Origin of the sequence: Polaribacter irgensii 23-P (genome assembly GCF_000153225.1) — a bacterium.
In the GTDB taxonomy this organism is placed as follows: domain Bacteria; phylum Bacteroidota; class Bacteroidia; order Flavobacteriales; family Flavobacteriaceae; genus Polaribacter; species Polaribacter irgensii.
The window spans coordinates 907341-920306 of record NZ_CH724148.1 but is presented as its reverse complement, the minus strand read 5'-3'; the positions used below and the strand labels follow the sequence as shown (position 1 = coordinate 920306).

Below are 12966 nucleotides of genomic sequence, written 5' to 3'. Positions count from 1 at the left end.
AAACTTTCAGTACCCAATACAAAAAAATAAAACTGCTGTCGATACTACGATATTTACTTCTTTTATAAACAGACATTAAAAGGAAAAGACAACCTGTTGTCACTTAAAATACTCACAAACAATAAAATATCTTCTTAATTCTCTAAAATCATACTATTTTTTCTATATTTGAATTGTATTTACCACCCCCAATGGAAAAACTCTTTATTAAAAAAAACCGAACAAGGTCTCTGCCTGCAATAAACACTTTGTTGCAGCTCTTTGCAGAAATTAACCGCTCTCTACCTACAGCTTTATTAAAGAATAATCACCACATTATAAGTTTTATAAACTTTAGTATAAACTTAAAACGACCAGGCCTCGCCGCAAAAAAAACGGGTTATTTTTTAAAACTAACCGTACCTTTTTAATACAAAAACATGCTATTTTAAAATCAATCGTATCATAAATCCCCCAAATCTATGAACACTATTCACATTGTTATTGCCCACCACGAAAGACTTTTTCGCAGTGGAATTCGAAGTTTACTAAATAAAGAAAGCAACTTTAATGTTATTTCTGAAGCTGAAAACGGTAAAAAGCTACTGGCTGTTTTACAAAAATCAAAAAGCATTCCAGACATTATTCTTTTGGATTTAAGAATCCCTAAAAGAGAAGGCATCACCGCAATTGAAGAAATTCACAGAACACTTCCAAATGCAAAAATAATTGCATTAACAAGCGCACTAAGTGGTACTGTTATTTCAAATATGTTAGGAGCAGGAATTTCTTCTTGCCTGCTTAAAAACACAAGTCCTGAAACACTTATTCGCACCATAAATGAAGCGTACACAAAAAGTACTTTCTGCAACGAAAAAGAAATACAAACGCAGTCTGCAACGCATAAAATCCCTAAAAGAGACCTAAATAAAATAGCACACACACAACTGTCTAAAAGAGAAATTGACGTTTTAGCGCTTATTTGTGCACAACACACCACCTCTGAAGTAGCTGACAAGCTTTTTATTAGCCCGAGAACAGTGGATGGTCATAGAAATAACTTATTACTAAAAACACAGTCTAGAAACATCGCAGGTCTCGTCCTTTACGGAATAGAAAAAAGTTTGATTAAAATTTAAAACAGGCCTTTCGTAAAAAAGATCTTTTACTGAGGTTACAACTATTCTTTTAATACTTCCTCTTCTTTAGGAAACGCTTGTTTGCTATATATAAATAGCAAGGCAACGCCAATGCTTATAAAGGCGTCTGCAGGATTAAATATATATTGAAAAAAAGTAAAGAAATCTCCTCCAATAAAAGGAATCCATTCCGGCAAATTTCCCTGCCACATTGGAAAATAGAACATATCTACTACTTTCCCGTGAAATAAAGTGCCGTAAGGAGTGTCTGAAAATAAGGTTGCAACGCTGTGATTGGATGCGTCAAAAAGAACACCATAGAAAATTGAGTCTATAATATTTCCAACTGCCCCAGAAAAAATCAAAGAGATGGCTACAATTACGGCGTTGTGTACGTTGCGTTTTAACATCCCTACAAGCCAATAAATAATAGCTGATACTGCAACCAATCTAAATAAAGTTAAAAAAAGCTTCCCTGCTTTCCCTCCAAATTCAAACCCCATTGCCATTCCATTGTTCTCAGTAAAATGGATTTGAAACCAACTAAAAACCTCAATTCCGTCTCCCAAAGCATAATGTGTCTTTACATATACTTTTATCACTTGATCTAAGAGTATTGCAGTAATTATGGTAAGAATTGCCAGCTTCTTTTTAGACATTTATTTCGAATTTATAGCGACAAAAATAGCACTATTATTGCGTTTATTCTCCAGTTAAAAATATATTCCCATTTTCCGTAAAAATTGATAATTTTTTAGATGCATAGATTTTAATCTTTCTTTCGAAAGAAATCAATACCCACTCTGGAAACAGTACCAAAATAGAGCTTCTTGGAGCTGTCTTTTTTAAAGTATTTCGGAACTGAATACCTTTTGCCATTCTTTGTTTAACGTAAAAAAGCTTCCGAATGGAAGCTTTCTAAACTGTTATTGTTTGCGCTTTGCTTCAATACTTAAAGTAGCGTGCGGAACTAAAATTAAGCGCTCTTTTTGAATTAACTTACGTGTAACTCTACAAAAGCCATATGTTTTATTTTCAATGCGCATTAGCGCATTTCTAAGGTCTCTGATAAACTTTTCTTGTCGAATTGCCAATTGTACGTTGGCCTCTTTACTCATCACGTCAGAACCTTCGTCAAAAGACTTAAAAGAAGGTGAAGTATCTTCTGTCCCGTTATTTGCATCGTTCTTATAGGCGCTTTGCAACAATGCCAAATCTGACTGTGCTCTTTCTATTTTCTTGTCTATAATTCCTTTAAACTCTTGAAGATCTTCATCCGAATATCTTAATTTGACCTCTGACATATTCTTAAACTTTTTCTATTAATATTTTGCTTTTAATGGTGTCAAATTCAATTTCTGTACCATTGCTTAATTCGTCTACAAACACCAATTCTTCGGTAAGTGTTTCACTCATAATGTATGCTTTATTCTCTGAAATAGACTGTTGTAGATTTTCAAAATTCAAGACTGTTAACTTGATTTTATCAGTTACTTCCAAGCCCGTATCTTTACGTGCATTTTGTATTCTGTTCACCAATTCTCTAGCCACTCCTTCTTTGCGTAAATCTTCTGTTATGGTCACATCTAAAGCGACCGTTATCGAACCTTCATTTGCAACCAACCAACCTTCAATATCTTTCGATGATATTTCTACATCTGAAAGTTCTAAAGTAATATTTTTCCCGTTAATATCGAGCAAAATGCTTTTATCTTTTTCAATTTTACTAATCTCTTCTGGAGTGAAATTTTTTACTGCTGCTGCAATAAAACGCATGTCTTTGCCAAACTTTGGCCCAAGTGTTTTAAAGTTTGGCTTTATTTGCTTGATTAAAATTTCTGAAGCGTCTTCTAAAATCTCAATTTCCTTAATATTTACCTCATTCTTAATTAATTCTTGCACCGCCAAGATTGCCTCTTTTTGTTCCTCGGTATCCACAGGAATCATTATTTTTTGAAGTGGCTGTCTTACTTTTATTTTTTCTTTTGCTCTTAAAGACAACACCAAAGACGCTATTGTTTGCGCGCTTTCCATTTTTCGCTCTAAATTTTTATCCACAAAACTTTCATTGTAAACAGGAAAATCAGACAAATGAATACTTTCTGACGCTTCTTTTTTTGTTACCGAGTTTAAATCTTGATACAATCGATCCATAAAAAAGGGTGCAATAGGCGCCGCTAATTTAGCAATTGTATTCATACAGATATACAATGTTTGATAGGCAGAAATTTTATCCGCTTGGTAGTCCCCTTTCCAAAACCGCCTTCTGCTCAATCGAACATACCAATTACTTAAATAATCTTGCGTAAAATCTGAAATTGCTCTTGCCGCCCTTGTGGGCTCGTATTCTGAGTAGAACGTATCTACTTTATGAATTAACGTGTGCAGTTCTGATAAAACCCAACGATCTAATTCTGGTCTTTCCTCTAGAGGAACGTCTGCTTCTTTATAAGAAAAACCATCAATATTTGTATACAAAGTAAAAAATGAATACGTATTGTATAAAGTTCCAAAAAACTTTCGTTTTACCTCTTCAATACCCTCCAAATCAAATTTTAAATTATCCCAAGGGTTTGCATTTGATATCATATACCAACGGGTAGCGTCTGCACCGTAGGTTGCTAATGTTGTAAAAGGATCCGTAGCATTTCCAAGACGTTTGGACATTTTATGCCCATTCTTATCTAAAACTAATCCATTAGAAACAACATTCTTATAAGCTACCGAATCAAAAACCATTGTTGCAATTGCATGCAAAGTATAAAACCACCCACGCGTTTGATCTACGCCCTCCGCAATAAAATCTGCAGGAAAAGATTCGTTACTATCAATTTTTTCTTTGTTTTCAAAAGGATAATGCCACTGTGCATAAGGCATAGACCCTGAGTCAAACCAAACATCAATCAAGTCATTTTCACGTTTCATTGGTTGCCCAGATGCGGATACCAAAACAATTTTATCTACAATATTTTTATGTAAATCTATTTTCGCATAATTTTCTTCAGACATATTTCCAACTTCGAAGTCTTCAAAAATATCTGCTGCTAAAACGCCAGCTTCCACTGCTTTTGACATCTCTGCTTTCAACTCTTTTACAGAACCAATACAAATTTCTTCTTTACCATCCTCTGTTCTCCATATTGGTAGAGGAATCCCCCAGTATCTAGAACGGGATAAATTCCAATCGTTCGCATTTGCTAACCAGTTTCCAAAACGTCCAGTCCCTGTAGATTCTGGTTTCCAGTTTATGGTTTTATTCAAGGAATGCATTCTGTCTTTTACCTCTGTAACTTTGATAAACCAAGAGTCTAAAGGATAGTATAAAATAGGCTTGTCTGTTCTCCAACAATTCGGATAACTGTGCTTATATTTTTCAACCTTAAAGGCTTTATTTTCTATTTTTAATTTAATGGCCAACTCAACATCTATAGACCTTTCAGGAGCCTCACCCTCATTGTAATACTCGTTCTTTACATATTTACCAGCAAATTCGCCCATTTCTGGCCTAAACTTTCCTTGTAAATTTACTAACGGAACTAAATTATCATTTTCGTCTTTCACCAGCATTGGTGGAATTTCTGGTGTTGCCTGTTTACAAACGATTGCGTCATCTGCACCAAAAGTAGGAGCTGTGTGCACAATTCCAGTTCCATCTTCCGTTGTCACAAAATCTCCAGAAATCACTCTGAAAGCGTCTTTTGGATTGTCATTCGGAAGACAATAGTCTAAGAGTTGTTCATATTTAATACCCACTAAATCTTTACCAATAAAATCTTTTACAATGTAAAAAGGAATTTTCTTATCTCCAGCCTGATAATCCTTTAAAGCGGATGCATCTTCTACTTGAAAGTTATTTTTACCTGCAAATTGTTTTCCAACTAGTTTTTTAGCTAAAATTACTTTTGAAGGTTCAAATGTATATTGATTGAAAGTGTCTACTAACGCATATTCAATTTTAGGCCCTACTGTGAGTGCTGTATTACTTGGCAAGGTCCAAGGAGTGGTTGTCCATGCAATGAAATACACAGTTCCCTCGTTTTTTAAAAATGCTGGAAGGGTGTTTTCTATCGCTTTAAATTGCGCAACAACCGTGGTATCCGTTACATCTTGATACGTTCCTGGCTGATTTAATTCGTGAGAACTCAATCCAGTTCCTGCTTTTGGCGAATACGGCTGAATTGTATAACCTTTGTAAATTAATTTTTTATTGTAAATTTCTTTTAATAGCCACCAAACAGATTCCATATATTTAGGCTCATAGGTAATATATGGGTCTTCCATATCTACCCAATAACCCATTTTCTGAGTCAAATCGTTCCAAATATCTGTATACCGCATCACTGCTTTCCTACAGGCTGCATTGTAATCTTCAACAGAAATCTTGTTCCCAATATCTTCCTTCGTAATACCCAATTCTTTTTCTACTCCCAATTCTATTGGCAAACCATGCGTGTCCCAGCCTGCTTTACGCTTTACTTGGTAACCTTTCATTGTCTTGTAGCGTGGAAAAATATCTTTTATTGCGCGTGCTAAAACGTGGTGTACTCCCGGGAGTCCGTTTGCGGAAGGAGGCCCTTCAAAGAAAACATACGGTTCTGCACCCTCTCTTGTTGTGACACTTTTTTCAAATATGTTGTTCTCTTCCCAATAATTTAGAATTTCTTCTGCAACTTTTGGTAAGTCAAGGCCTTTATATTCAGGAAATTTCGCGCTCATTATCTGTCTTTTCTTATAAGAAGGCGAAATTAATCAATTTCTTGTGATTTTTTGAGTTTGTGTTACAAGAAGTTACTGCAAGAAATAAAAAGTAGAGAAAGGAGGGCATTAAAAGGCGCTTTAAATTCCTCTTTCTTTTTTAATTCTATCGTTAGCCGTTTGAATACTTTGAAATTTTTCATTGGCTCCTTTCAAATGCTCTTCACCCAAATCTTGTAACTTATCAGGATGGTATTTTTTTACCATCTTACGGTACGCTTTTTTAACCTCTTCATTAGAAGCCTCTTTTGTGATCTCTAAAATTTGGTATGCGCTCTCAGAGGCATCGTGAAACATGGCTTTTATAGAGCTGTAATCGCGCTCATTTATATAAAGATATCCAGCTATTTTTCGTATTTCTTCAATTTCACTTTCCGCAACAAACCCATCTGCCTTAGCAATGCCAAACAAGAAGTGTAACAACTGTAAACGCGAGGCGTGTGGCATATTCGTTCGTATCTGCAAACACACCTGACGTGCTGAAATTTCTTTCTTTACAATTCCTTTAAAAAGCTTAAAGGCATTGTTCGCCCGTTCTTCTCCATACATACCTATAAATTGTATGCGCACAAAATCCAACTCTTTTTGATCTACCTTCCCATCAGACTTGATAACAATAGCGGCAAGAACCAATAAGCTCATTTCAAAATCTACCGATTGTGTGTTTGTCGCATTTGCGTCGCTACCAACTCTTTGCTGATAAGCCCGTTGTTCTTCGCTTAGATCATTATTCGATAACCCTCCTACAAAACTACCAATTGCAAAACCCAATGCTGCTCCTATTGGACCTCCAAATGTAAACCCTAATCCCGCTCCTAACCATTTTGTGAAACTTGCCATACCTCTTTATTTTTAAAGGAAACAAAGATACACGTTTTGGTATTGCAAAGCTTAAAATCGTCTGCTTTACATAAAGGATTAAAAGACTAGCTTCTAGCTTATTGTCTGTATTCATTACCAAAGAAAAATATTTCATATTCCTAGATTAAGGTTAAAGCCGTTGCGAGTTAAATTAGTCAGCTCTCAGGATCATTCTATTCAGATATAAAATTACCAAAAAAAACAAGGGTTAATAAAATCAAGATCTCTATAAGTTTTATTGATATTTCTATTGATACAAGTATTTCTATAAAGTTGACTTTTCTTGAACTTATTAGTACCTTTGTATTTTAAATTTAGAAAATATGTATCCAGAAGAATTAGTAAAACCAATGCGAGATGAGTTAATTAACGCAGGTTTTAAGGCATTATATACTAGTGAGGACGTTGATAACGCAATTGCTAAAGAAGGAACAACATTGGTAATGGTAAATTCAGTTTGTGGCTGTGCTGCTGGTACTGCAAGACCGGGAGCAATTGCTTCTTTAGGAGCTGAAAAAACACCTACAAACCTAACAACTGTTTTTGCAGGTGTAGAGAAAGAATCTACACAAAAAGCAAGAGAGTTTATGATACCATTTCCTCCATCTTCACCTGCAATTGCATTGTTCAAAGACGGGAATCTAGTTCATATGTTAGAGCGCCATCATATTGAAGGTAGATCTGCACAGATGATTGCTCAGAACCTAGCGCAAGCGTATGATGAGTTTTGTTAGTAGCATCTCAAATAAATACTTTTTAAAAAATCCACTCTAATTAGAGTGGATTTTTTATTTTTACTAAAATTAACATCATGGCTTTATCCACCTATACCAAAGTAGAATTATTAAAAAAATTGAAAAATCAAAAAATAATGTTCGCTGTAAAAAGCGTAATACTTATTTCAATGGTTGTTTTTGCCGTATTTTCTACACTGGAAAAAGGAATTTCTTTTCATACTTTTCTGCCATTATTTTTTATTCCAATGGGTGTTTACATGTTTATAGAATTAAAAAAAATAGAAAAAGAATTAGCACAAAAAAAAGAGTGATGAACAAAGAAAAAATCATTTCCGCTACCATTAACTTTGTAAAAAGAGAACTAAAGGATGCAGAAGGAGGACACGACTGGTTTCATATAGAACGTGTTTTTAAAAATGCTGTTTTAATTTCTAAAGATGAAAAAGCAGATGCTTTTATCGTTTCCTTAGGGGCACTTTTACATGACATTGCAGACCCTAAGTTTTATAATGGTGATGAAACTGTTGGTCCAAAAATAGCTACTCAATTTCTAAAAGAACAAGAGGTGGATACTTTGATTATCACCCATGTTGTAAATATTATAAAACACATCTCTTTTAAAAACTCTTTTGAAAAAGATGCTAAAAAATTTTCTTCCATAGAACTAAAGATTGTGCAAGATGCAGACAGGTTAGACGCCATCGGTGCTATTGGCATTGCACGCTGTTTTAATTATGGGGGATTCAAAAACAGAACGTTATATGATCCTGAAATACTTCCAAATTTAGAGATGACAAAAGATGCCTACAAAAAATCTACAACACCAACAATTAATCATTTTTATGAAAAGTTACTATTATTAAAAAACCAAATGAATACGACTTCTGGAACAAAGATTGCTGCGCAAAGACACGATTTCATGGAAGTATACCTCCAGCAATTTTATGGTGAATGGAATGGAGTAAAGTAAGACTAAAAACAACATTTTCTTTCCTAATGCCAAAACGGCCTCTTCTTTTTAATTATCATTCGCTGCCTCAAGCGCAGTAATTTTAAACTCAAGAGCAGAAAGCTCTGCTGCCTTCTCTACAATTTCATCTACCGTTAGATTTGTGCTTGCATTCATATAATTGTGTATTTCTGAACTTTTAAACCTATAGTAGCTCAGTGCATCCTCAATCTTATCGCTCATAGTTTTCGTTTTTTGGAATTTGTATTTATTGAACAAGGTTTAACATTTGACTTCTATACTTTGATGCGGGATTCCCTGTAAATTCTTTGAACAATTTATTAAAGTGAGAAAAATTATTAAAACCACACTCAAAACAAATATCGGTAATACTCATATTACTTTCCGTCAACAACTTAGTGGCATGCACTACCCGGTATTCATTTACCAGCTTTGTAAATGTTTTTGAAGTTGTCTTTTTAAAAAAACGACAAAAAGCCGGAACGGTCATACTTACCAAATTGGCAATTTCATCTAAACTTATATGTTGCTTAAAATTCTCATTTATATGTTTAAAAATTAAATCAATCTTACCGCTATCTTGCGGCTGAGTCTCAAAAGCAAAACCATCCGCATTTAAAATTGTATAATCATCTGTCTGTGCCAACTCCTTTAAAATGTGTAAAAAAGAGATAATCCTACTTGGGCCCTCCAACTCCACAAGCTCTTCGATTTTAGCTCCAATTCTTCGCTTTATTTCAATATTAAACCGAATGCCTTTTTTCGCCCGTTCAAAGAGGTTGCTAATTGCCAACATCTCGGGAATTTTAAAGAAATCTATCCCCAAAAACTCTGGAGTAAACTGTATTAATGTTTCAGAACCATTGGTAGTTAAGCGATCCATAAAACCTAAATGTGGCAAGTTTGAACCTATTAAAATTAATTGACTGTTGTTAAAATAACTGATATGATTGCCAATATGTCTTTTTCCTTTTCCTTTATTCACATATACAATTTCAATTTCTGGATGAAAATGCCAAAAAGCTTTATTTGTTTTTAAAAATTGAACGTGTTTCTTAACTAACAAAGAACTACCAAAACTTGGTGTAACTTTTTCTAATGTTGGTTTCATTTTCATTTGCGGAGCATTTACTGCAAAATTACAATACTACAAAGTAATAAAATATATAAAATTAACTTTATTATATGCTATTTTAACTTAACGATAATTTAACTCTAAGTAATGTGATAATTTAGCACATATACTCGTCAATTTAGGTGTTTTTATAAACTGAATTCTAGGCTAATTTTATGTTGTTGATAACCCTTAAAATAAAACCATGAAAACATCCATTAAAAAGTATCTGATAATCGCGACATTAATGTTCGGAACATTGATAGGTCATGCAAATGAAAACGATACCCGTTTTAGTCTTTTGAAAGAAAGAAAAATAAAGGTTGAATTTAAAACTGTAAAAAAAGGGGAACTTATATCTATTAAAAATGAAAAAGGAGCCATAATTTATAGTGGAGAAATTAAAAAATCTGGAAGTTTTGCACGCATCTTTGATTTGTCTTCACTAAAGGAGGGAAATTATACAACAGAACTAGAGAAAGATTTCGAAATTATTATAAAATCATTTTCTGTACTTAAGGGAGATATTACCTTTGGAAAAGAGAAAACAATTTTTAAACCCGTAATTAGAAATGAAAAAGATCTGATCTTAATTTCTAAATTAAGTTTTGAAAAGAAGACTGTTAAAATAAATCTCTATTATAACAATGATCTAATATTTTCTGAAACGATAACAAATAGTGATACTCTATTGAAAAGAGTTTATAAATTATCTAAAAAAGAAAAAGGAAACTACAGCGTTGTGATGCATTGTGATGACAAAAACTATACAAAAAACTTTAATATCTTTTAAGGATATAAAATTTTCTTATAAATCAACACAAAAAATATTTAAAAAAGCGAGCTTGTTTAGCTCGCTTTTTTTTGCGTTTTAATTTCCTGGAAAAATAGGCTTTCTTTTTTCTAAAAAAGCGCGCGTTCCTTCTTTAAAGTCCCCGGTACCAAAGCAGATCCCAAAAGCTTCAATTTCTGCGTCAAAACCATCTACACCCTCTTTAAAATTTGCATTGATTGCCATAATCGCTGCACTAATTGCGATAGCAGAATTCCTTGATATTTTACTTGCAATTTTCTCTGCCAAAGGCAATAGCTCCTCTAAAGTGGTTACATGGTTTACCAACCCACAATCTTTTGCATCTTCAGCTGAAATCATTCCTGCAGTCATAATCATCTCCATTGCTTTTCCTTTACCTACTAATTGTGGCAACCGCTGTGTGCCTCCGTACCCAGGAATTACCCCAAGAGAAACTTCTGGTAGACCCATTTTTGCATTCTCTGAAGCAACTCTAAAGTGACAAGCCATTGCTAATTCCAAACCTCCACCCAAAGCAAAACCATTAATTGCTGCAATTACGGGTGTTGCCAACTGCTCAATAAAATTAAATAATTTTTCTTGCCCTTCACGTGCTAATTGTTTTCCTTCTTCAATAGAAAAGTTTGAAAACTCGGAAATGTCTGCACCCGCAACAAAAGCTTTTTCTCCACTACCTGTTAAAATTATTGATTTTATATTCAAATCACTTTCTAAACGATCAAAAGCGATGTGCAATTCTGCAATAGTTGCCTTATTTAATGCATTTAACTTTTTTGGCCTGTTGATTGTAATTCGAGCCAATCCTGTAGTTTTTTCAACTAAAATATTCTCAAAATTCATTTTTTATTTATTTAAAATTATTCCTATAAACCAAAACCCAGCTTTATAAATTCCCAAATCTTGTACTATGATCTCCTTATTTTTTTGGTAAGACTACGGTAAAAACAGTCCCATAACCTTCTGTAGAGGTAAAATAAATTTCACCATCATACGCTTCTATAATATTTTTAATCATTGGCAAGCCTAAACCCATCCCACTCGTTTTTGTGGTAAATTTAGGCTCAAAGATTAAATCCTTTACCTCACTAGCAACCCCTTTTCCATTATCTGAAACAATTATTTTTATGGCATCCCCTTCAGAAAATACATCTACATTTACAAACGGACTTTCTTCATTTTCTGTGGCCTGAAGTGCATTCTTAACTAAATTTGTTACCACCCTAATTAATTGTGTTTTGTCTAAAAAAGCATACAATTCATGTTCCTCGGTTTGATATCGTACCGATTTATCGTTAAAAATATCCAATGCTAATTTCACAACACTTATAATTTCAATTTTCTCTTTTTTCTGAATTGGCATGATTGCGAAATCTGAGAAAGCAGAAGCAATAGAACTCATTACATCTATCTGTTGAATTAAAGTCTGGCTATACTCTGCCAGTTTACCTTTTATATTTTCGTCTGTTGGATCAAATTTTCGCTCAAAATTTTGAACCGTTAAGCGCATTGGTGTAAGCGGGTTTTTAATTTCATGCGCTACTTGTTTTGCCATTTCTCTCCAGGCCTGTTCTCGCTCACTTTTTGCCAATCTCGCAGCACTTTCTTCTAGCTGATCGATCATATTGTTATAGGCATCTACTAAAATCTTAATTTCTGAGCTGGCCTCTACTAAAATAATTTTTTCGTTTTGTTCATTTAAACGTGTCAGTTGCATTTTATCTGAAATTATTTTTATAGAACGTGTGATATAACTTGACAAAAAATAAGCAATTGAAATTGCCAACAAGAACATCAACAAATAAACCACCCCTAAACGGTACATAAATTCTTCAAGTTCTTGCTCAATTTCGGTGTTGTCTTGAGTAAATTGTAACTCTAAAATACCAATTCTTTTAAATTTAGCGTCCTTTATGTAGGAGTATGAAGTTTGATAACTCGTGCCATCAACTTGTTTGTTTTTTAAAATTCGATGGTTGGAATTTTGCAATAACTCAGAAACGATATACTCCGTTAAAGCTACTTTATCAATTTTTTCGAAAGCGTTCCCAAAAGAAGTTTTTAACAAGGTACCCTCTAAATTGTAAAGACTAATATTTAACTTATTTATAGAAGATATTTCATAAATTCTATTTTGAAAAATCTTTGCTAAATTTTCGGTATTTGCTACATATATTGTCTTATTCGCAAGCTCTAATTCAATCGTCTTTATAGAGATCGCTTCTTTACGCTCAAACCGCTGGATATTATAATCTTTTGTCTGCTCATCGTATTGATACACGGTGACCACCAGAATTAAAACAGATGCCAACAGCACCAACAATATCATGGATAAAAAAATACGAATTTTTAAGGAAATATTTTTAAAACGGCTCAAAGTAATTTTCTTCTTTTATTATTTAGCTAAAGGTACCCAAATAAGAAAGCCATTACAAGTAACGCCGCAAGTTTTACTTTTAAACGCCTTATATCTGCAATTCTCTTCTTATCAAGTCTGTTTCAAAAAAAAGAAATTTCAACACTTCCCTCTTTTGGTTTGTATGCGATTTTCACGAAAGTGTTAAGATGTAAATTTATGTATCAGGTACCTAAAGTTTCTT

General features: G+C 33.6%; 14 protein-coding genes. 5 read left to right on the top strand and 9 right to left on the bottom strand.

The window, feature by feature from the left end:
* Window positions 1-461 precede the first annotated feature (461 nt).
* Window positions 462-1118, top strand: coding sequence for a response regulator transcription factor (locus tag PI23P_RS04080; protein WP_004569476.1), 657 nt, complete (start codon window positions 462-464; stop codon window positions 1116-1118).
* Window positions 1119-1159: 41 nt separating this feature from the next.
* On the opposite strand, the gene PI23P_RS04075 is transcribed toward PI23P_RS04080, so the two are convergent.
* The 5 genes from PI23P_RS04075 to PI23P_RS04060 form a co-directional block, all read right to left on the bottom strand.
* On the bottom strand, window positions 1160-1777 hold the full coding sequence (locus PI23P_RS04075; protein ID WP_004569475.1) for a lipoprotein signal peptidase: 618 nt from the start codon (window positions 1775-1777) through the stop codon (window positions 1160-1162).
* A 43-nt stretch (window positions 1778-1820) separates the two neighbouring features.
* On the bottom strand, window positions 1821-1997 hold the full coding sequence (locus PI23P_RS12665) for a hypothetical protein (protein WP_004569474.1): 177 nt from the start codon (window positions 1995-1997) through the stop codon (window positions 1821-1823).
* A gap of 47 nt (window positions 1998-2044) precedes the next feature.
* Window positions 2045-2422: a TraR/DksA family transcriptional regulator gene (locus PI23P_RS04070; protein ID WP_004569473.1), complete on the bottom strand. Its 378-nt coding sequence runs from the start codon at window positions 2420-2422 to the stop codon at window positions 2045-2047.
* Between the two features lie 4 nt (window positions 2423-2426).
* A complete protein-coding gene (ileS, locus tag PI23P_RS04065) occupies window positions 2427-5834 on the bottom strand; it encodes an isoleucine--tRNA ligase (RefSeq protein WP_004569472.1) in 3408 nt (1135 codons plus the stop codon).
* Window positions 5835-5954: 120 nt separating this feature from the next.
* Window positions 5955-6713, bottom strand: coding sequence for a TerB family tellurite resistance protein (locus tag PI23P_RS04060; RefSeq protein ID WP_004569471.1), 759 nt, complete (start codon window positions 6711-6713; stop codon window positions 5955-5957).
* A 344-nt stretch (window positions 6714-7057) separates the two neighbouring features.
* On the opposite strand from PI23P_RS04060, the gene PI23P_RS04055 reads away from it, so the two are divergent.
* The 3 genes from PI23P_RS04055 (at window position 7058) to PI23P_RS04045 (ending at window position 8441) form a co-directional block, all read left to right on the top strand.
* Window positions 7058-7468, top strand: a complete 411-nt coding sequence (locus tag PI23P_RS04055; RefSeq protein ID WP_004569470.1) for a BrxA/BrxB family bacilliredoxin — start codon at window positions 7058-7060, stop codon at window positions 7466-7468.
* Window positions 7469-7587: 119 nt separating this feature from the next.
* Window positions 7588-7782 carry a hypothetical protein gene (locus tag PI23P_RS04050; protein WP_238299971.1) on the top strand — a complete coding sequence of 65 codons (195 nt, stop codon included), beginning with the start codon at window positions 7588-7590 and terminating at the stop codon, window positions 7780-7782.
* Complete coding sequence (locus tag PI23P_RS04045; RefSeq protein ID WP_004569468.1) at window positions 7782-8441, top strand: HD domain-containing protein; 660 nt, start codon at window positions 7782-7784, stop codon at window positions 8439-8441. The genes PI23P_RS04050 and PI23P_RS04045 overlap by 1 nt, the downstream gene beginning before the upstream one ends.
* A gap of 48 nt (window positions 8442-8489) precedes the next feature.
* On the opposite strand, the gene PI23P_RS12660 is transcribed toward PI23P_RS04045, so the two are convergent.
* Together PI23P_RS12660 and PI23P_RS04040 are read right to left on the bottom strand one after the other, a co-directional pair.
* Window positions 8490-8663, bottom strand: coding sequence for a hypothetical protein (locus PI23P_RS12660; RefSeq protein WP_018941880.1), 174 nt, complete (start codon window positions 8661-8663; stop codon window positions 8490-8492).
* Between the two features lie 25 nt (window positions 8664-8688).
* On the bottom strand, window positions 8689-9552 hold the full coding sequence (locus PI23P_RS04040; RefSeq protein ID WP_004569466.1) for an AraC family transcriptional regulator: 864 nt from the start codon (window positions 9550-9552) through the stop codon (window positions 8689-8691).
* A gap of 208 nt (window positions 9553-9760) precedes the next feature.
* On the opposite strand from PI23P_RS04040, the gene PI23P_RS04035 reads away from it, so the two are divergent.
* Window positions 9761-10348 carry a hypothetical protein gene (locus PI23P_RS04035; protein WP_004569465.1) on the top strand — a complete coding sequence of 196 codons (588 nt, stop codon included), beginning with the start codon at window positions 9761-9763 and terminating at the stop codon, window positions 10346-10348.
* A 78-nt stretch (window positions 10349-10426) separates the two neighbouring features.
* Here PI23P_RS04035 and PI23P_RS04030 read toward each other — a convergent pair whose 3' ends face one another.
* Together PI23P_RS04030 and PI23P_RS04025 are read right to left on the bottom strand one after the other, a co-directional pair.
* Window positions 10427-11209 carry an enoyl-CoA hydratase/isomerase family protein gene (locus PI23P_RS04030; protein WP_004569464.1) on the bottom strand — a complete coding sequence of 261 codons (783 nt, stop codon included), beginning with the start codon at window positions 11207-11209 and terminating at the stop codon, window positions 10427-10429.
* Window positions 11210-11285: 76 nt separating this feature from the next.
* Window positions 11286-12695, bottom strand: a complete 1410-nt coding sequence (locus PI23P_RS04025; RefSeq protein WP_004569463.1) for a sensor histidine kinase — start codon at window positions 12693-12695, stop codon at window positions 11286-11288.
* Window positions 12696-12966: the final 271 nt, after the last annotated feature.